This is a genomic window from Usitatibacter palustris, assembly GCF_013003985.1.
Classification (GTDB): domain Bacteria; phylum Pseudomonadota; class Gammaproteobacteria; order Burkholderiales; family Usitatibacteraceae; genus Usitatibacter; species Usitatibacter palustris.
Genome location: NZ_CP053073.1, coordinates 2,799,590 through 2,816,658 on the forward strand (window position 1 = coordinate 2,799,590; position 17,069 = coordinate 2,816,658).

At 66.1% G+C, this 17,069-nt stretch carries 22 protein-coding genes; 15 read left to right on the forward strand and 7 right to left on the reverse strand.

Annotated features, from left to right (window positions below; translation table 11 throughout):
• The first annotated feature begins 111 nt into the window (after positions 1-111).
• A complete protein-coding gene (locus DSM104440_RS13640; RefSeq protein ID WP_171163537.1) occupies positions 112-456 on the forward strand; it encodes a winged helix-turn-helix transcriptional regulator in 345 nt (114 codons plus the stop codon).
• 95 nt (positions 457-551) lie between these two features.
• On the opposite strand, the gene DSM104440_RS13645 is transcribed toward DSM104440_RS13640, so the two are convergent.
• Positions 552-1,229, reverse strand: coding sequence for a glutathione S-transferase family protein (locus DSM104440_RS13645; protein WP_171163538.1), 678 nt, complete (start codon positions 1,227-1,229; stop codon positions 552-554).
• Positions 1,230-1,296: 67 nt separating this feature from the next.
• The gene (locus tag DSM104440_RS13650; protein WP_171163540.1) at positions 1,297-2,637 is read right to left on the reverse strand and encodes a cytochrome P450; all 1,341 of its coding nucleotides are present in this window, start codon (positions 2,635-2,637) and stop codon (positions 1,297-1,299) included.
• 112 nt (positions 2,638-2,749) lie between these two features.
• On the opposite strand from DSM104440_RS13650, the gene DSM104440_RS13655 reads away from it, so the two are divergent.
• Complete coding sequence (locus DSM104440_RS13655; RefSeq protein WP_171163542.1) at positions 2,750-3,301, forward strand: hemerythrin domain-containing protein; 552 nt, start codon at positions 2,750-2,752, stop codon at positions 3,299-3,301.
• A 71-nt stretch (positions 3,302-3,372) separates the two neighbouring features.
• Here DSM104440_RS13655 and DSM104440_RS13660 read toward each other — a convergent pair whose 3' ends face one another.
• Positions 3,373-3,552 carry a hypothetical protein gene (locus DSM104440_RS13660; RefSeq protein ID WP_171163544.1) on the reverse strand — a complete coding sequence of 60 codons (180 nt, stop codon included), beginning with the start codon at positions 3,550-3,552 and terminating at the stop codon, positions 3,373-3,375.
• A 148-nt stretch (positions 3,553-3,700) separates the two neighbouring features.
• Between DSM104440_RS13660 and DSM104440_RS13665 the strand changes: the two genes are divergently transcribed.
• The 5 genes from DSM104440_RS13665 (at position 3,701) to DSM104440_RS13685 (ending at position 7,556) form a co-directional block, all read left to right on the forward strand.
• Positions 3,701-5,917 (forward strand): winged helix-turn-helix domain-containing protein, encoded by a 2,217-nt coding sequence (locus tag DSM104440_RS13665; RefSeq protein WP_171163546.1) that lies wholly within the window; start codon positions 3,701-3,703, stop codon positions 5,915-5,917.
• Between the two features lie 199 nt (positions 5,918-6,116).
• Entirely contained in the window at positions 6,117-6,311 is a 195-nt protein-coding gene (locus DSM104440_RS13670; protein WP_171163548.1) for a hypothetical protein, read from the forward strand.
• Entirely contained in the window at positions 6,311-6,889 is a 579-nt protein-coding gene (locus DSM104440_RS13675; RefSeq protein ID WP_171163550.1) for an NADPH-dependent FMN reductase, read from the forward strand. Before DSM104440_RS13670 ends, DSM104440_RS13675 begins: the two co-directional genes overlap by 1 nt.
• Positions 6,890-6,891: 2 nt before the next feature.
• Positions 6,892-7,296: a Cif family virulence factor gene (locus DSM104440_RS13680; protein ID WP_171163552.1), complete on the forward strand. Its 405-nt coding sequence runs from the start codon at positions 6,892-6,894 to the stop codon at positions 7,294-7,296.
• 32 nt (positions 7,297-7,328) lie between these two features.
• Complete coding sequence (locus tag DSM104440_RS13685) at positions 7,329-7,556, forward strand: DUF2188 domain-containing protein (RefSeq protein ID WP_171163554.1); 228 nt, start codon at positions 7,329-7,331, stop codon at positions 7,554-7,556.
• 223 nt (positions 7,557-7,779) lie between these two features.
• Here DSM104440_RS13685 and DSM104440_RS13690 read toward each other — a convergent pair whose 3' ends face one another.
• The 3 genes from DSM104440_RS13690 to DSM104440_RS13700 are packed head-to-tail and all read right to left on the reverse strand — an operon-like array spanning position 7,780 to position 9,149.
• Positions 7,780-8,031 (reverse strand): hypothetical protein, encoded by a 252-nt coding sequence (locus tag DSM104440_RS13690; protein ID WP_171163556.1) that lies wholly within the window; start codon positions 8,029-8,031, stop codon positions 7,780-7,782.
• 17 nt (positions 8,032-8,048) lie between these two features.
• The gene (locus DSM104440_RS13695) at positions 8,049-8,603 is read right to left on the reverse strand and encodes a hypothetical protein (protein WP_171163558.1); all 555 of its coding nucleotides are present in this window, start codon (positions 8,601-8,603) and stop codon (positions 8,049-8,051) included.
• Positions 8,604-8,639: 36 nt separating this feature from the next.
• Positions 8,640-9,149: a rhodanese-like domain-containing protein gene (locus DSM104440_RS13700; protein ID WP_171163560.1), complete on the reverse strand. Its 510-nt coding sequence runs from the start codon at positions 9,147-9,149 to the stop codon at positions 8,640-8,642.
• 124 nt (positions 9,150-9,273) lie between these two features.
• Between DSM104440_RS13700 and DSM104440_RS13705 the strand changes: the two genes are divergently transcribed.
• The 8 genes from DSM104440_RS13705 to DSM104440_RS13740 all read left to right on the forward strand — a co-directional run bounded on the left by DSM104440_RS13705 (position 9,274) and on the right by DSM104440_RS13740 (position 15,977).
• On the forward strand, positions 9,274-10,008 hold the full coding sequence (locus DSM104440_RS13705; protein WP_171163563.1) for a GntR family transcriptional regulator: 735 nt from the start codon (positions 9,274-9,276) through the stop codon (positions 10,006-10,008).
• A gap of 25 nt (positions 10,009-10,033) precedes the next feature.
• Entirely contained in the window at positions 10,034-10,810 is a 777-nt protein-coding gene (locus DSM104440_RS13710; protein ID WP_171163565.1) for a transporter substrate-binding domain-containing protein, read from the forward strand.
• 10 nt (positions 10,811-10,820) lie between these two features.
• Entirely contained in the window at positions 10,821-11,495 is a 675-nt protein-coding gene (locus DSM104440_RS13715) for an amino acid ABC transporter permease (RefSeq protein ID WP_171163567.1), read from the forward strand.
• On the forward strand, positions 11,492-12,148 hold the full coding sequence (locus DSM104440_RS13720) for an amino acid ABC transporter permease (RefSeq protein WP_171163569.1): 657 nt from the start codon (positions 11,492-11,494) through the stop codon (positions 12,146-12,148). Before DSM104440_RS13715 ends, DSM104440_RS13720 begins: the two co-directional genes overlap by 4 nt.
• The gene (locus DSM104440_RS13725) at positions 12,129-12,857 is read left to right on the forward strand and encodes an amino acid ABC transporter ATP-binding protein (protein WP_171163571.1); all 729 of its coding nucleotides are present in this window, start codon (positions 12,129-12,131) and stop codon (positions 12,855-12,857) included. Before DSM104440_RS13720 ends, DSM104440_RS13725 begins: the two co-directional genes overlap by 20 nt.
• Positions 12,854-14,077 (forward strand): allantoate amidohydrolase, encoded by a 1,224-nt coding sequence (locus tag DSM104440_RS13730; protein WP_212758076.1) that lies wholly within the window; start codon positions 12,854-12,856, stop codon positions 14,075-14,077. The genes DSM104440_RS13725 and DSM104440_RS13730 overlap by 4 nt, the downstream gene beginning before the upstream one ends.
• Positions 14,074-15,294 (forward strand): ArgE/DapE family deacylase, encoded by a 1,221-nt coding sequence (locus DSM104440_RS13735; protein ID WP_171163573.1) that lies wholly within the window; start codon positions 14,074-14,076, stop codon positions 15,292-15,294. Before DSM104440_RS13730 ends, DSM104440_RS13735 begins: the two co-directional genes overlap by 4 nt.
• 158 nt (positions 15,295-15,452) lie before the next feature.
• Positions 15,453-15,977: a BON domain-containing protein gene (locus tag DSM104440_RS13740; protein ID WP_171163576.1), complete on the forward strand. Its 525-nt coding sequence runs from the start codon at positions 15,453-15,455 to the stop codon at positions 15,975-15,977.
• A gap of 43 nt (positions 15,978-16,020) precedes the next feature.
• Here the strand turns inward: DSM104440_RS13740 and DSM104440_RS13745 are convergent, their stop codons facing one another.
• Complete coding sequence (locus tag DSM104440_RS13745; protein WP_171163578.1) at positions 16,021-16,890, reverse strand: pirin family protein; 870 nt, start codon at positions 16,888-16,890, stop codon at positions 16,021-16,023.
• Between the last annotated feature and the right edge of the window lie 179 nt (positions 16,891-17,069).

Consider the following 17,069-nt stretch of genomic DNA (forward strand, 5'->3'; position numbering starts at 1 on the left):
GACTCCGGTTGCGTTGAGTGGAGCCGCCAGACTACCGGCTTGAGTTACCTTTGGAAACCACCTAACATGCAGTTACCTGGAATATTCAGGTAACCGCGAGGTAACCAAGCGATGGCCCTGAAAGTCCGCAAGAGCAAGGCGCCCCCCGCGCCACCGGAGTGCCCGTTGACCGTATGCATGGCGCTGCTGGGCGGCGCATGGACGACCAACCTCGTCTGGATGTTGAGCGGTGGCCCGCGGCGCTTCGGCGAGCTGCGCCGCGACATCCCACGCCTGTCGAACAAGGTGTTGTCCGCGCGCCTGCGCGCGCTCGAGGAGCGCGGCGTCGTTCATCGCGAGGTGATGCCCACTTCGCCGCCGTCCGTGGAATACCAGCTCACCGACCTCGGCCGCGAGCTCATTCCCGTGATCAACTCGATCGTGAAGGTCGGGCTGAAGCTCCGCGACGCGGCGTAAATAAGTGGGGTCAGACTCGACTTAATTTAATTCTGTGGATAACTGGCCTGACCCCAGTTATCCACAGAATTAAATTAAGTCGAGTCTGACCCCACTTATTTACGCAGGTCCTGCGTCACCTTGCCCCACTTCGGGGTGTCTTCCTCGTGCGGCAGGTCGCGCCAGACTTCCTGCAGCGCTTCGTCGTACCACTTCTTCATGCCGCGCGTCGCGAGCAGCGTCTCCACGTAGCGCGCGGCCGTCGGCGGCAGTTGCACGCCGTAGGTCTGGACGCGGAATGCCACCGGACAGTAGAACGCATCGACCGCGGTGAACTTCGGCCCGGCGAGGAACGGCCCGCCGAAGCGTTGCACGCCCTCGGTCCAGAGTGCGCCGAGGCGATCGATGTCCTTCTTGAGATTGTCGGGCACCGAGTGCAATGCGATGCGCACCCCGCAATTCATCGAGCAGATCTCGCGGACCGCGCCAAAGCCCGAGTGCATCTCGGCCGCCGCACTCCTCGCCCACGCCCTCGCCGACGCGTCTTCGGGCCACACACCCTTGTGGCGCTCGTTCAGGTATTCCGCGATCGAGAGCGAATCCCACACGCGGTCCTTGCCCTCGTGCAAGCAGGGCACCTTCGCCGTCGGCGAGATGCTCGCGAAGGGTTCGTAGCCGGGCTCGTTGAACGGGATGAGCCGCTCGGTAAAGGGGATGCCGAGCTCGGTCATGAGGATCCACGGCCGCAGCGACCAGGACGAATAGTTCTTGTTGCCGATGTAGAGGGTGTACATGCTTCGAATGATAGCGGCCCGCCGCGGACCGTTTTGCGAAAAGTTTTGGCGGTCGTTGTGAAGCCGCCTAGCGACGCGGCACGACCTGGAGCGGCATTCCGTTGTCGGGAATCAGCGTGACGCGGGCCACCGGCACGGGCTCGTTGCCCGGCGCCGGCGAGAACGAAACCGATTGCAACAGCGTGGCGAGGATGGCCGTGGCCTCGATCAGCGCGAAGGACATCCCGATGCAGATGCGCGGCCCGGCGCCGAAAGGCATGTACTGGTAACGCGGGACTTCGCGGTCGGGGGCGAAGCGCGTGGGGTCGAACGCGTCGGGGTTCTCCCAGCGCTTGGCGTGGCGGTGGATCGTGTAGATCGGCATCAGGATCGACGTGCCCGCCTTCACCGCGTGCTCGCCCAGCTGCACGTCGGCCACGCACTGCCGGCTCATCATTGGCACGGGCGGGTAGAGGCGCATCGCTTCCTTCACGACCTGCTCGACCAGCACGAGCTTCTCGATATGCTCGGGGCCAACACGCGCGCCCTGCGTGACGCGATCGACCTCCTCGCGCAGCTTCGCGGTCCACTCCGGCGAGCGCGACAGGAGAAAGAGCGTCCATGTGAGCGCCTTGGCGGTGGTCTCGTGCCCGGCCAGGTAGAACGTCAGCAAGTTATCCACCAGTTGCTCGTCGTCCATCGCGCGGCCCGTCTCGGGATCGCGCGCGCCCATGAGCCGGTGCATCAGGTTGTCGGCGCCGTCGTCGCGCCGGTCGCGGATCATCGCGCCGACGGCGGCGCGCAGCGTGATCGCGGTCTTGCGCGAAGAGCTCGCACCCGGGCGCGGCACCCAATTGGGAACGCCGAGTGCCGCGAACAGCAGGCCCCAGCCGCCCGACTGCTGGAACGTGCGCACCGATTCCTCGATCTGGTTCGCGAGCTTCGGGTCGGAGGTCGGCAGGAGCGTGGAGCAGACGATGACGAAGGTGAGGCGCGTCATGTCCTCGTCGATCGGGTGGGCGCCCGGCGCTCCGTTGCGCCACGCCGCGAGCTGGCCCTCGGCCGCCTTCACGAACGCGGGCACGTAACCCATCAATTCGGCGGGCCGGAACATGGGTGCCGCGGTCTGGCGCTGCCACTTCCACTCCGCGCCCTCGCTCGTGAGCAGGCCTTTGCCGAGCAAGGGACCGAGCAGGCGGATCTGCGCGAGCTTCCGGAATTTGTCTCGCTCGTCGAGGAGCACCGCCTTCACCAGCGCCGGGGAGGTGATCCAAGCCCGGGAGACGCCGCCGTCGCCGCCGTGGACGAAGTCCTCCTCGTAGGCCGCGCGGGGAATGACGTTGAGGGGGTTGCGGACGAAAGTGGAAAGAAAGGCGAGCCCGCGCGGGGCGCGGTCCGGAGGCGTGATTCGCGGGGGGACGAGGGTCACGGGATCGATGGTACCGCGTAGGAACTTTCCGACATTGGTGTAGGGATTGTTCCTATGGAACGGCTGTCGCGAAAGCCCGACGATGGCCCCAATCTCGAAAAGGATCTCCAGAATGGGTACCCAGCAAGCCCCCCTCGACGCCATCGGCTTCCTGCGCGCGGACCGCCACCGCCTCGAGGAAATGATCGCGGAATTCCGCATGCTCCATGAAGCGCAGCCCAAGGGCTTCCACAGCGCGAAGCAGCGGATCATGGACGACTTCTGCCTGGGCCTGAAGATCCACCTGCGCATCGAGGAGGAGCTGCTCTTTCCCGCCGCGCGCCGGGGCATCTTCGGGATGGAAACCTATTTGCGTGAAGCCCACGCCGAACACATGGGCATGCGCTACTTCATCGCGCAGGTCGAGGCCGGCACCGCCGAGAACGGCCTGACCTGCACGCGCTTCCTGGTCCTCGCAGACCAGATCGCCCATCACCGCGAGATCGAGGAGGAGGAGCTCTTCCCTCGCGTCGAGCAAAGCGCGGTCGACACCGCGGCACTCGGGGTCGCCCTGGCCAATCGCCGCACGCAGCTCTTCGCCGAGCTCTCCGACGATCCGGCCACCGGGGCCATGCACCATCACACCTCCGTCGAGCGCCTGACCGCCCTGCGCGCCGCGATGTAGAAAGAAAAACCGGCGCGGATGCGCCGGTAAAAGGATGAGCCCCAGGGAGTGGGCCCAACGTAATTCGGGGTCTACAGCGCGATTCCGTTGCCCTTGAGCGTTCCCCATACACCGAGGAGCATTTGCTCGACCGGAGTGAAGGGGCGCGGGAGGGTGGCCGGGCCATACGCCTGGGCCAATCCTTCCAGCAGGTAGACCGGAATGAAGGCGGCCTCGAGGGGCGGCGTGTGTCTCGGGATCCTTGTTTTCATTTTGGTTGCGGGCCGGGTGCGTCGTGCGATGGAGGGACTTTGCGCCGCCGGCCCCCGGCGAGTCCTCAGGGAGTGCTGCGGAATTCCTCCGGGCCGTTTCCCCCCGGGCATGAGGGTTTCCTGAGCCTTTCGTGAGAAAAAAAGGCCTGTGCTAGTCTCCAAGGCCATGCCGACGGACCCTTCCGCGGCCGAACGAGCGCCCGCGGCGACCTACGAATTCGGCCCCTATCGCTTCGAAGCCGCCTCGCGGAGCCTCTTTCGCGCGGGTGAGTTCGTCCCGCTGACCCCGAAGGTCGCGGAGACCCTCCTTCTGTTGGTCGAAGGCGCCGGCCGGATCGTCACCAAGGAAGAGCTCCTCGAAGGCGTGTGGCCGGGCGTGGTCGTCGAGGAAGGCGGCATCGCGAACAACATCTCCGCGCTGCGCAAGGTGCTCGATGGCGACTTCGACGGCGATGGCGCGATCGCCACCGTGGCCCGGCGCGGGTATCGCTTCGCGGTGGACGTGCGCCGCGCCGATGCCGGCTCCCCGTCCTCGCCCGCTCCGGCCGCTGCTCCGGCTGCCGCGAAGACGGCCCCGATCACCGAACGCGATACCGTCCTCATCGCCGACATCGAGAACAAGACGGGCGACGCGGTCTTCGACGGCACGATCCGCCAGGCGCTCGTGCTGCACCTCGCGCAATCGCCCTTCCTCGAGATCATCACGGACCACAAGGTCCACACGGTGCTCAAATACATGGGCAAGGCGGGCGCGCCGGTCGTGGGCGACGTCGCGCTCGAGGTCTGCCAGCGCACCGGCAGCCGTGCGGCGATCACCGGTTCCATCTTCTCGCTCGGCGACGACTACGTGATCGGCCTGCTCGCCATCGACGGCAACGACGGCTCGATCCTCGTAACGGAGCAATCGCGCGCCCACGGCAAGGGCGAAGTGCTGAAGGCCTTCGACCAGGCCGTGGTGGGCCTGCGCGCCAAGCTCGGCGAGTCGCTCGCGTCGGTGAAGCGCTTCTCCGCGCCGTTCGACGACGTCGCCACCTCTTCGCTCGAAGCACTCAAGGCCTACACCCTCGGGCGCCACCAATGGCTCGAGCACGGCGAGGCGGCCGGCAAGCCCCACCAGTTGCGCGCGATCGAGCTCGATCCGAACTTCGCCTCGGCGTATTCGGCCTTGAGCTACGCCTGCCACAACATGGGCCAGACGCAGGAAGCCGTGCGCTACATGACGAAGGCCTATGAGCTCCGAGAGCGCGCGACGGAACGCGAGCGCATGCGGCTCACGGCGTCGTACTTCGACGTCGTCGTGGGTGATCTCAACAAGGCGCTCGATGCGTACCGCGCGTGGCAGGGGACCTACCCGCGCGACGCGACCTCCGTGACCAACAGCGGCAACCTGCTGATGCTGCTGGGCCGATGGGAGGAATCGTTCGCCGTCTCGCAGCGCGGCTGGACCCTCGAGCCGCTCGTCGTCGCAGCGAGCAACGTTGCGATCGCGCAGCTCGCCCTCGGGCGCTACGAGGAGGCCCGCGCGACGCTGCAGGACGCGGCCGCGCGCGGCTACACGGCGTTCTACCTGCACCTGGATGCGTACCAGGAGGCGTTCTTGCGCGGGGACCCGCGCGACATGCACGCGCATGCGAACGCGGTCGCGGGACGCGAGGGCGAAGAGGATTACCTGCTCGCCGCGCAAGCCGATACCGAGGCGTACCACGGACGCTTCGAGCGGGCGCGCGATCTCACGCGGCGCGCGGTCACCTCCGCACGGCGCGCGGGGTCGCTCGAGATGGCCGCCTTGTGGGAAGCCGAAGCGGCGCTGCGCGAAGTCGAGATCGGCAATGCGGCGCGCGCGCGCATCGGTGCGGCCGCCGCGCAGGACATCACGACCGGCATGTACGTGCACTGCTGGGTGGGCCTCGTGCTCGCGCGCTGCGGCGATTCGAAGGGCGCGACGGAACTCATCGAGCGGCTCGACGAGGCCTATCCGCAGCAAACGGTCGTGCAGCGCTACTGGATCCCGAGCATTCGCGCGGCGATGGCGATCGCGAACAAGGATTGGAAGGGCGCGGAGCACGCGCTCGAGCCGGCGGCCACGATCGAACTGGGCCTGTGCCAGCCGTTCGAGGCAGGCTTCATGATTCCCATTTGGTTGCGCGGACTCGCACTGATGGGCGCGGGCCGCAACGACGAAGCGGCGCGCGAATTCCTGAAGATCGTCGCGCGTCCCGGGCTCATCAAGAATTTCGTGCTCTTCCCGCTCGCGCAGCGCATGGCCGCGAAGGCACTCGCCGCTGCGGGCCGCGAGGATGAGGCCAAGCCCCTGCGCGAGAAGTTCGAGGCCGCTTGGCTGAACGCGGACGTCACCCTGCCCTGAAGTCGCTTGGCCTCGTCGTCGCGGGTGTCTTCGCGATGACGCTTCCCTCCCGCAACCGGAACTGACCGGCAACTTCTTCTCCCGCGCGCGCAAGTTTTGCCTGAATGCGCGCGTTTCTCCTCTCGCGCGCCGCCAGTCCGCATGGAACGGAACTTGCAGGAAGTCTCTTGCTAGCTCCCTTCCCACGAGAGGACGTGTCATGGCCCAACGCAAACCCTCGCGCTCCAAGGATCCCGGCGCCTACGGGGAAGAGTTTCCCGACGTCGCGCGCCGCTATCCCGGTTACGCCCACGACTTCGCGTCGCCCGATGAGCGCGGCGAGTTCTCCGAGGAGTTCAAGTCCTGGCGCAAGAACCAGGAACCGCCGCCGCGCAGCAACAAGGACCCCAAGTAATGGCCCCGAAATTCAAGGTCCTCGTCATGGTAGGCAGCCTGCGAACCGGATCGTTCAGCCGCATGACGGCTCGGGCGCTCTCCCGCACCACGGACGCGCTCGAATGCGAGATTGCCGAGATCGGCATGCTCCCGCTCTACAACGAGGACCTCGAGAAAGAGGGGCCACCGCAGGATTGGATCGCGTTCCGCGATCGCGTCCGCGCATCGGATGCCGTCCTCTTCGTGACACCCGAATACAACCGCTCGATCCCGGGCTGCCTCAAGAATGCGATCGACGTGGGCTCGCGTCCCTACGGCAAGAGCGTGTTCGAGAAGAAGCCCGCGGGCATCGTGAGCATTTCCACGGGCGCCGTCGGCGGGTTCGGCGCGAATCACCACCTGCGCCAGTGCCTCGTCTTCCTCGACATGCCCGCGATGCAGGGGCCCGAGGTTTACATCGCCAACATCGCCAAGTACTTCGACGACCAGGGGAAGATCACCGTGCCCGAAACCGAGGAACTCCTGCGCAAGTTCATGGCGGCGTTCACGACGTGGATCGACGCGAACCACCTTCCGCGTCACGCGAGGGCCGCCTAGCCATGAAACCTTCGCGCAAGATGATCGACGAGGTCCAGGGCTTCCTGGATGACTGGTCCGCGGCCATCACCTCCGGCGACGGCCATGCCGCGGCGGAATTCTGGGACGTGCCCGCCCTCGTACTGGGCGATGACATGGCGAGGCCCGTCGCGAGCGCCACCGAGATCGAGAAGTTCTTCGGCGGCGCCAGGGAGCAATACAACGCGAAGGACATCACCGGCACGCGCGCCGTGATCCTCGGCCTCGAGGAACTCACGCCGAAGATCGCGCTCGTCACCGTGCGCTTCCCGTGGATCGATTCCAAGGGCGACGAGAAAGGCGGCGAGACGTCGACCTACACGTTGCACCGCGACGCAGCCGGCGCGCTGCGCATTCGCGGCGCCGTGATGCATGGCGCCGAAAACTGAGCAGTCCGATTCAAACGACCGAGGAGAAGCACATGGCACGCAAAGCCCAGGTAGCTGTTGAACCCCGCGAGGGTGGCCGTTGGGCCGTCCAGACCGACGGAACCACGCGCGCGGATTCCCTGCACGATCGCAAGACCGAAGCCATCTCGCGCGGCAAGGAGCTCGCGGGCAACAAGCGCACGGAGCTCCTGATCAAGAACGAAAACGGGCAGATCTCCGCCAAGCACAGCTACGGAAACGATCCGCGCGGCAGGGGCTGATCGCAACTCGTCGCACCATTACGCATTTCGTCGCTTTGCCGTTGTCCCGTCCCTTAGAAAAGGGGACAGTCCCCTTTTTCAAAATGGGGACTGTCCCCTTTTTCGACGATGAGTACGAAACGAGACGACGACGGTGGGCCGTTCGTGTGGTTTCTCTGCGTAGCGCTGGCGGTGGTGGTGCTGGTGCTGACCTGAAACCGGAAAAGGGGACTGTCCCCTTTTTCTACTTCTGCTTCTCCACGAGGACGCGGCCGTCCTTGGTGTAGACGCGATAGCGGTTGCCATCCTTGCAGGTCGCAACGAAATCGTTTTCCCCCTGCGTTGCGTAGCTCACCACGCTGCCACAAGGCTTGCCCTGGAGGGCGATCACGGCGGCGAGGTCTTCGCGCTGCTTGGGATCGTGGGACGAGGCCGCGGTGACGAATGCGGCGCCAAGGGCGGCGAAGGAAGCGGCAAGGGCAACGAGTCGGCTCATGGATTCTCTTGGATTCTTCAGGCGAATTGGGAAAGCTTCTCGCGGTCGGCGAGCAGACCCCAGATGGCTTCCCGGGAGGCGTTGATGTCCTTCGCGAGCGCCGCGTCCTTGTCCTGGAGCAGCGTCATGAACTTCATCACGAGCAACTCATAGGAAGGACGCAGCTCCGCGAGCTGGGGCGGGCGGCTGCCGTCGTGATACGCCTTGAAGCGCTTCACGAGGTCATCGACCTGGTTCTTCAGCGCGAGCTTGGTCATCACGCCGATCGCCGAGGAGCCGCGCAGCCGCGACTCAAGGGTCTTGAGATCGAGCGACGGCGGTGCCGCTGCAGGCGGAGCTTTTGCGGGAACAGCGACAGGAGCCGGCTTGGAAGGGGCAGGCGTCGCTGCCGCGGTTTTCGCGGGCGGGGCGGCTTTGGGCGGCACGACTTCGGGTGCGAGGGGCGGAGGTGGCGGCGCCTGTGTCGGAGCAGCGGCAATGGGCGATGCGGCGCTGTCCGACATCTCGCGCGATGAAGTCGAGCAACCATTCACCATCAGGATCGCAACGAGGAGGATGAATGGCTTGGTCATGGATATCGGATCGCGCCCTGCACCCGGAGTTCCCCTCTACCGTACGATCTCCGTCCCCGCGAACGCGAGGCGCGACTTCGCCACGTCCACGGCCGGACCGAGCTCATAGATGTTCCGATAGCCGTACGCGTAAAGGGAAACGTAAGTCGACACGTTGAGCGCGGAGGCAACCTCCTTGGCCGGCATCGAGTCCGGAGCGCCCACGAAGTTGTTGTTGCAGTAGATGAGCACCCGCGTCTGCTTCGTGGGAATGACTTTCGCGAGCGTGTCCACCGTGAACTCCGGGAATGTGAGGTTCACGGCACCCTGGACGTGGCGCAACCGATAGAGCCGCTCGCTCCGGGCATCGAGCACCACGGTTCCGGGCTCCCGGGCCATCTTCAGGAATTCTTCCTCGGTGAGGCGGCGCGTCTCCCGCAATGCCTCGACTTCCGCGACGTTCCGCGAGAAAGCTCCGTAGTCGATCAAGGGGTTACGCAGATTCTCCTGGGCATTCGCGCTGGTGATCAGGACGATCATCGCGGTGAAAACGAGGATGCGAGCCATGGGACCTCCCGGGTGAGGACAGTCACCTAACGGTGCCCCGGCGAGGCTGGTTGACGCCGACTGACGCTGGTTGACGCCAATCTTGTATACAACGGAAGTGTGCGCTAGGATGATTTCGACGCCCATGCCCACCTCCCCCGAAATCGCGCAGCGCATCGTCGAGGCCATCCTCTCGGAGAAGCTGGCACCCGGCGCGCGCCTGGGCGAGCAGCCGCTCGCGGATCTCTTCAAGGTAAGCCGCACACTGGTGCGCGAGGCCCTCACGCGGCTGGCCGCACGCGGCATCGTCACCGTGAATGCGCGCCGCGGCTGGTTCGTGCTCGAGCCCTCGGTCGCGGAAGCGCGCGAAGCGTTCGAGGCGCGCCAGGTCATCGAGACGGGAATGCTCCGGCAATTCAAGGCGCTGCCCCCGGAAAGCCTGAAGCTCCTGCGCGGCCACATCTTCCGCGAGAAGCAGGCCATCAAGTCCGGCGATGTCGGCGCGCGCAGCTACCTCCTCGGCGATTTCCACGTCTGCCTCGCCGAGACGCTCGGCAACTCGCTGCTCGCCGACACCTTGCGAGACCTCACCGCGCGCACCACATTGATCTCGATGCTCTACCAGTCCTCGCCGCAGGCCGAGAAGTCCTGCCGCGAGCACGAAGACATCGTCGCCGCGCTCGCCAAGGGAGACGCCGCCAAGGCGGAACGTCTCATGCGCGCGCACATCGGCGCGGTGGAAGACGGCATCGACGTCTCCGCCGCACCCGACCCATTAGAGAAGCTGCGCGTGGCCCTGGCGCCCGTCGCAGCCGACAAGCAGCAACCCCTCGGCAGGACGAGACCACGCGGGCGCCCTCGAAGCGCTCCGCATCCTTGAATGTTCGATCCCAGGAGTCTCGCTCATGAAGCTCGCACGCATCGCCCTCGCGCTGGTGGCCGCTGCCACCCTCTTCACCACTTCCGCCCGCGCTGAACTCGACGACGTCAAGAAAGCCGGCGTCCTCAAGGTCGCCGTTCCCCAGGACTTCCCGCCCTTCGGCACCGTCGGCCCCGACATGAAGGCCGTCGGCTACGACATCGACGTCGCCGAGCTCCTCGCCAAGGAACTCGGCGTGAAGGTGGAGCTGGTTCCGGTCACGAGTGCGAATCGCATCCCGTACCTCACGACGAAAAAGGTCGATCTCGTCATCTCTTCGCTCGGCAAGAACCCCGACCGCGAGAAGGTGATCGATTTCTCCAGCGCCTATGCGCCGTTCTTCAATGGCGTGTTCGGCCCGGCCGACCAGAAGGTCACGAAGGTCGAGGAGCTCGCCGGCAAGACGATCGGCGTCACGCGCGGCGCGGTGGAAGATCTCGAGCTCTCGAAGGTCGTACCGGCGTCGGCAACGGTGAAGCGCTACGAAGACAACAACGGCACGATCTCCGCGTTCCTCTCCGGCCAGGTCGAGCTCGTCGCGACCGGCAACGTCGTTGCCGCGGCGATCCTCGCGAAGAACCCGCCCAAGCGTCCCGAGGTGAAGTTCCTCATCAAGAACTCGCCGTGCTTCGTGGGCCTCAACAAGGGTGAGCCGAAGCTGCTCGCCGCGGTGAACGCCGCGATCGCGAAGGCGAAGACCGACGGGTCGCTCGCGAAGATCTCGCAGAAGTGGCTGGGAACGGGACTGCCGGCCGACCTGTAGGGCCACCTCCATGGCCTACACGTTCGATTTCGTCGACGTCTTCAAGTACACCGACGTCCTCGCGAAGGGAGTTGCGTTCACCGCCGTGCTGATCGGCGTGGGCGGGACTCTCGGCGTGGCGGTCGGGATATTCGGAGCGTGGGCGCGCGGCTACAGCCGGGTGAAGGCGCTGGACTGGATCGTGGGTGCGTACGTGGAGCTCGTGCGCAACACCCCGTTCCTCATCCAGCTCTTCTTCATCTTCTTCGGGCTGCCTTCGCTCGGCGTCAAGCTCACCGAGCTGCAGGCGGCCCTCATCGCGATGGTGTTCAACCTGGGCGCCTACTCCACCGAGATCATCCGCGCCGGCATCCAGGCCATTCCGCGCGGGCAGCTCGAGGCGGGGGCGAGCCTCGCAATGTCGCGCATCCAGGTCTTCCGGCACGTGGTGCTTCGGCCCGCGCTGCAGAAGATCTGGCCCGCGCTCTCGAGCCAGCTCGTGATCGTGATGTTCGGCTCGGCGGTGTGCTCGCAGATCGCGGTCGAGGAGCTGACCTTCGCGGCGAACTTCATCCAGTCGCGCAACTTCCGCGCGTTCGAGGTGTATTTCGTCGCCACGGCGGTCTACCTGGGGCTCGCGATCCTGCTGCGGCAGCTGATGCGCGGCATCGGCGCGTGGTTCGTCTTCGGGAGGCGTGCGCCATGACCGAGTTCACCCTCTGGGACATCGCGCGCAACCTCCTGCTGGCGGCGCGCTGGACGATCGCGCTCTCGCTCACGGCCTTCGTCCTCGGAGGCCTCGTCGGGCTCGCGGTGCTGTTCGCGCGCGTTTCGAAGTCGAAGGGGCTTCGTTATGGCGCGATCGGCTTCATCGAGCTCTTCCAGGGCACGCCGCTGCTGATGCAGCTCTTCCTCGCGTTCTTCGGGCTCTCGCTGCTCGGCCTGCAGACCTCGTCGTGGTTCGCGGCCGCCCTCGCGCTGACACTCTGGAGCGCGGCGTTCCTCGCCGAGATCTGGCGCGGCTGCGTGGAGTCGATTGCGCGCGGGCAGTGGGAAGCCTCGTCGAGCCTCGCAATGGGCTACTTCCAGCAGATGCGCTACGTGATCCTGCCGCAGGCGCTGCGCATCGCGGTCGCGCCCACGGTCGGCTTCTCGGTGCAAGTGGTCAAGGGCACCGCACTCGCCTCGATCATCGGCTTCGTCGAGCTCTCCAAGGCGAGCACGATGATCACCAACGCCACGTTCAAGCCGTTCACCGTGTACGCGGTGACCGCCCTCTTCTACTTCGCGCTGTGCTGGCCGCTGTCGGCCTGGAGCCAGCGCCTCGAAAGGAAACTCGGTGGCTCTCATCTCCATTGAAGGGTTGCGCAAGCGCTTCGGGACCAACGAAGTGCTGAAGGGGGTCGATCTCGAGATCGAGGCCGGCGAGGTGATCGCAATCATCGGGAAAAGCGGTTCGGGCAAGAGCACGTTGCTTCGCTGCATGAACGGGCTCGAGGCCTACCAGGCGGGTAAGATCACGGTCGAGAACGCGCCGGTCACGCAGGACGAGACGGATCTTCGCTCGCTGCGCCTGCGCGTCGGGATGATCTTCCAGCAGTTCAACCTCTTCCCGCACCTTTCCGCCGGACGCAATGTGATGCTTGCACCCATGACCGTGAAGGGCACCAAGGAAGCCGATGCGCGCGCCATCGCCGAGAAGGTGCTCGCGCGCGTGGGCCTCGAGCAGAAGTTCGATGCGTTTCCCGAGCAGCTCTCCGGCGGGCAGCAGCAGCGCGTGGCGATTGCGCGGGCGCTGGCGATGGAGCCGCGTGCACTGCTCTGCGACGAGATCACCTCGGCCCTCGATCCGGAACTCGTGAACGAGGTGCTGCAGGTCGTGAAGGGCCTCGCGCAGGACGGCATGACGCTCGCGATGGTCACGCACGAAATGCGCTTCGCGCGCGACGTGTGCGACCGCGTGGTGTTCATGCACCTGGGGCAGGTCCACGAGATCGGGCCGCCCGGTGAGGTCTTCGCGAACCCGCGAACGCCGGAGCTTCAGCAATTCCTCGGCCAGGTTCAGTGACGTTCGGCGAGCGCATCCTCGAGCGGGCCGAGTGTCTCGCTGCCTTCACGGAGGATGAGGGGCGGCTCACGCGCACGTATCTCACTCCGATGCATCGCAAGGCGGGCGAGCAGATCGCGGCGTGGATGCGCGAGGCGGGGATGCAGGCGTCGTTCGATGCGCTTGGGAATGTCGTCGGCCGCTACGAGGGCGCGACGGCCGATGCGCCCGTGGTCCTCACCGGCTCGCACATGGATACCGTGGTCGATGCCGGTCGTTATGACGGGGTCTTCGGGATTCTCACGGCGATCGAATGCGTGGCGGACCTCGCCAAACGCGGCAAGCGCCTGCCCTTCGCATTTGAAGTCGCCGCGTTCGGTGACGAGGAAGGGGTCCGCTTCGGCGTCACGATGATCGGCAGCCGCGCATTCGCCGGGCGCTTCCGGCCGGAGATGCTGGAGGCTCGCGACAAGGACGGCGTATCGCTTCGCGAAGCGCTCACTGCATTCGGCGGCAATCCGGACGAGATTCCTGGCCTCGCCCGCAAGGGCATCGCGGCGTTCGTCGAATCGCACATCGAACAGGGTCCGGTGCTCCTCGACGACAATCTTTCAGTGGGCGTTGTGACATCGATCGCCGGGAGTTACCGCGTCAAGGCGAAGGTCACCGGGCTCGCGGGCCACGCAGGCACCGTGCGGATGCCCGGGCGGCGCGATGCGCTCATGGCCGCGGCGGAGATGGCGCTTGCCGTCGAAGCGCATTGCGCGGCGCAACCCCACGAGCTGGTGGGCACTGTCGGAAAGCTTGCGGTCGCAGGCGGCGGTGCCACGAACGTGATTCCCGGTTCGGTCGAATTCACCGTGGATCTGCGCTCGGGCGACGACGCGGTGCGCCGCCGCGCGCTGCGCGAGCTGGAGGACAAGCTCTTCGCCGTCGCCAAGCGCCGCTCCGTGGCGCTCGAGTGGAATCCTTTCTTCGAGCTGCAGGCCATGCCTTGTGATCCGCGGATGCAGGCGGCGCTCGCAGCCAGCATCGATGCGCAAGGCATTCGCGTTCGCCACCTGCCGAGCGGCGCCGGCCACGACGCGATGGAGCTCGCCCACGTCGCGCCGATGGCAATGCTCTTCGTGCGCTGCGGCAACGGCGGCATCAGCCATCATCCGAGCGAAACGCTTGCCGCGTCGGATGCGGACATCGCCACCTCCGTCCTGCTCCATTTCCTCGAGAGCTACGTCCCATGACTCACGCCACGGCGCTCGATGCGCTGGTCGATGCCCGCTTCGATGAATCAGTCGCGTTCCTGCGCGAGCTGGTGCGCATGCCCAGCGACACGCCGCCCGGCGACAACGCCGCGCACGCGGAAGGCACCGCGAAGCTGCTCGAAGCGCTGGGCTTCACGGTCGAACGCCATCCCATTCCCGCGGATCTCGTCGCCCGGCGCGGGATGAAGTCCGTCACGAACCTGATCGTGCGTCACAAGTTCGGGCCGGGTCCCGTGATCGCCCTGAACGCGCACGGCGACGTGGTGCCGCCGGGCGAAGGCTGGACCAAGGGACCGTATGAAGGTGTCGTGGACAAGGGCCGCATGTATGGCCGCGGTGTCGCGGTCTCCAAGTCGGACTTCGCGACCTACACCTTCGCGCTCGATGCGCTTCGGCGCGCAGGGCACTCGCACGGCACCGTCGAGCTGCACTTCACGTATGACGAAGAAATGGGCGGCGAGCTGGGACCCGGGTGGCTTCTCGCCCAGGGCCTCAGCAAACCGGACTACGCCATCGGAGCCGGGTTCTCGTACGCCGTCGTCACCGGTCACAACGGCGCGCTGCATCTGGAAGTCACTGTGCGAGGCGAAGCCGCTCACGCCGCGATGCCGGAGACGGGAGTGGACGCGCTGCGTGCGTCCGTCGACATCATCCAGGCGCTCTACTCTCTGCGCCGCGGCTATGCGACGGTGCGCTCCGCCGTCGAGGGCATCGGTTCTCCCACGATCAACGTCGGCCTGATCGAAGGCGGCATCAACACCAACGTCGTGCCTGACAAGGTCCGCTTCTCGCTCGACCGCCGGATGATTCCCGAAGAGGATCCCGAAACCGTCGAGAAGGCGCTGCGCGAAACGATCTTCCGCGCGCAGGCGATGCACTCGAAGGTGCGCGTCGACATCCGGCGGATCCTGCTCGCGCGCGCGCTCAAGCCCCGGCCGGGTCACGAGGTGCTGGTGAAGGCGCTGCAGGCCGAGGGCCAGCGCGTCTTCGGTACCGCGCCGCCCGCCGTGGGCGTACCTCTCTATACGGATGCGCGGCTCTACGGCGAGGCGGGCGTGCCGATCGTGCTCTTCGGTGCCGGGCCGCGCACCATCCTCGAAGCCAACGCGAAGCGCGCGGACGAGAACCTGGTGCTCGACGACCTGAGGAAAGCGACGAAGGTCGTGGCCGGCGCGCTCGCGACGCTGCTCGCGTAGGAAAAGGGGACAGTCCCCTTTTCCGAAAAGGGGTCTGTCCCCTTTTTTTCCGTCGCTGGTGGGCGACAAACCCCGTGTTTTTGTGTGCGTTGGAGAACTGTTTGGCGAATGGCCGGTTCACACCCAATGCGTCTCAACAACAATCGGGAGTACCACCCATGAAGAATCAATTCACGATCCGGAACGCCACCCTGGCCCTTGCACTGGCTGCCGTCGGGGCGACCTCCTGGGCTGCGACCCAATACCTCGTCATCGACCCTGACACGCAGGAGCCGGCGATCATCTATCGGGACGAGGAACCCATCCTGTTGAGTGGGCCGAACGAGTTGACCGGCGAGCCGGTCGTCATCGCCGAGCCCATCGAAGGCACGCCGCCCTCGACCGAGAACCTGGCCGTGCCCGTCGTGACGCCCGCGCCGGTTGCCGAGCGCCAGCCGCCCATCACGATCGAGGAGCGCCGCCTCTCAACCGACGAGCGCATCCAGATGGAAGTGATGGACAAGCTCGCCGTCGCGACGGACATCAGCGGCAAGCTCGGCGTCGAGTCGCAGGATGCCGTCGTCACCCTGTCGGGCTACACGCTCAACGGCAGCCAGCGCGAGAAGGCCGGCCGCTACGCGCGGAGCGTCGAGGGCGTGAAGTACGTGCAGAACGACATCCGCCCGCAGATGAGCCGCTGGTAAGAAAAGGGGACAGTCCCCTTTAATTAATGGGGACTGTCCCCTTTTAGTTCACCCGGCCGAACTTCCCGCTGTTGAAGTCCTCGATCGCCTTCACGATCTCGGCCTGGGTGTTCATGACGAACGGGCCGTAGCCGACGACGGGTTCGTCGATCGGCTCGCCCGCCAAGACGAGGACCTTCGCCTCGTTGTTGGATTCGATCGCCACCGCGCGGCCCTCCGTCGAGAGGGTCGCCATCTCATTCGCGCGCAGCACCGTCTCGCCGTTCACCTCGATGGTGCCGGCGAGCACGACCACCTGCGTCGTCCAGCCTTCGGGCTGCGCGAGGTCCGCGTGCTTGCCCGGCTTGAGGCGCACGTCCCAGACGTTCATCGGCGTGAAGGTGCGCGCCGGGCCCTTGCGGTCACCGTACTCACCGGCGATCACGCGCACGGTGCCGGCCTCTCCGGGAAGCGGCACGGCGGGAATCTGCGCATTGGTGATTCCCTGGTAGCCCGGGGTGGCCATCTTGTCCTTGGCGGGGAGGTTCACCCAGAGCTGCGCCATCTCGAACGGACCGCCCGCCTTCGCGTAGTTCGTCGAATGGAACTCCTCGTGGACGATGCCGCTGCCCGCGGTCATCCACTGCACGTCGCCCGGGCCGATCACGCCGCCCGCGCCCGTGGAATCGCGATGCTCGACCTCGCCCTCGTAGACGATCGTGACCGTCTCGAAGCCGCGGTGCGGGTGCTCCCCGACGCCGCGCCGCTTGAAGGTCGGCTCGAATTTCGTGGGGGCGGCGTAGTCGAGCAGCAGGAAGGGGCTCACCTGCTTGGTGTTGCCCGTATAGCCGAACATGCCGTGGACGGGGAAGCCATCGCCGACCCAGTGGCGGTCGGGGGCGCTGCGGGTACCGAGGGTTTTCTTGGGGGTCATGGTGGGAATGATATGGGGATCGGGTGGGGGTGAATCAACACACGGGCCTACGGGGGTTGGCGCTGTCGCTTTCCCCACCCCTGTCATCCTGAGGAGCGAAGCGACGAAGGACCTGCTGGAGTGGGTTGACTGCGCGACAGCGGAAGCCCTGGCGGGTTGTTAACCCCCTGAAGCAGGTC

Coding starts and splice junctions, on each gene's coding strand:
- DSM104440_RS13640 (WP_171163537.1), top strand. CDS start 112: ATGGCCCTGAAAGTCCGCAAGAGCAAGGCGCCCCCCGCGCCACCGGAG.
- DSM104440_RS13645 (WP_171163538.1), bottom strand. CDS start 1,229: ATGTACACCCTCTACATCGGCAACAAGAACTATTCGTCCTGGTCGCTG.
- DSM104440_RS13655 (WP_171163542.1), top strand. CDS start 2,750: ATGGGTACCCAGCAAGCCCCCCTCGACGCCATCGGCTTCCTGCGCGCG.
- DSM104440_RS13660 (WP_171163544.1), bottom strand. CDS start 3,552: ATGAAAACAAGGATCCCGAGACACACGCCGCCCCTCGAGGCCGCCTTC.
- DSM104440_RS13670 (WP_171163548.1), top strand. CDS start 6,117: ATGGCCCAACGCAAACCCTCGCGCTCCAAGGATCCCGGCGCCTACGGG.
- DSM104440_RS13675 (WP_171163550.1), top strand. CDS start 6,311: ATGGCCCCGAAATTCAAGGTCCTCGTCATGGTAGGCAGCCTGCGAACC.
- DSM104440_RS13680 (WP_171163552.1), top strand. CDS start 6,892: ATGAAACCTTCGCGCAAGATGATCGACGAGGTCCAGGGCTTCCTGGAT.
- DSM104440_RS13685 (WP_171163554.1), top strand. CDS start 7,329: ATGGCACGCAAAGCCCAGGTAGCTGTTGAACCCCGCGAGGGTGGCCGT.
- DSM104440_RS13690 (WP_171163556.1), bottom strand. CDS start 8,031: ATGAGCCGACTCGTTGCCCTTGCCGCTTCCTTCGCCGCCCTTGGCGCC.
- DSM104440_RS13695 (WP_171163558.1), bottom strand. CDS start 8,603: ATGACCAAGCCATTCATCCTCCTCGTTGCGATCCTGATGGTGAATGGT.
- DSM104440_RS13700 (WP_171163560.1), bottom strand. CDS start 9,149: ATGGCTCGCATCCTCGTTTTCACCGCGATGATCGTCCTGATCACCAGC.
- DSM104440_RS13705 (WP_171163563.1), top strand. CDS start 9,274: ATGCCCACCTCCCCCGAAATCGCGCAGCGCATCGTCGAGGCCATCCTC.
- DSM104440_RS13710 (WP_171163565.1), top strand. CDS start 10,034: ATGAAGCTCGCACGCATCGCCCTCGCGCTGGTGGCCGCTGCCACCCTC.
- DSM104440_RS13715 (WP_171163567.1), top strand. CDS start 10,821: ATGGCCTACACGTTCGATTTCGTCGACGTCTTCAAGTACACCGACGTC.
- DSM104440_RS13720 (WP_171163569.1), top strand. CDS start 11,492: ATGACCGAGTTCACCCTCTGGGACATCGCGCGCAACCTCCTGCTGGCG.
- DSM104440_RS13735 (WP_171163573.1), top strand. CDS start 14,074: ATGACTCACGCCACGGCGCTCGATGCGCTGGTCGATGCCCGCTTCGAT.
- DSM104440_RS13740 (WP_171163576.1), top strand. CDS start 15,453: ATGAAGAATCAATTCACGATCCGGAACGCCACCCTGGCCCTTGCACTG.
- DSM104440_RS13745 (WP_171163578.1), bottom strand. CDS start 16,890: ATGACCCCCAAGAAAACCCTCGGTACCCGCAGCGCCCCCGACCGCCAC.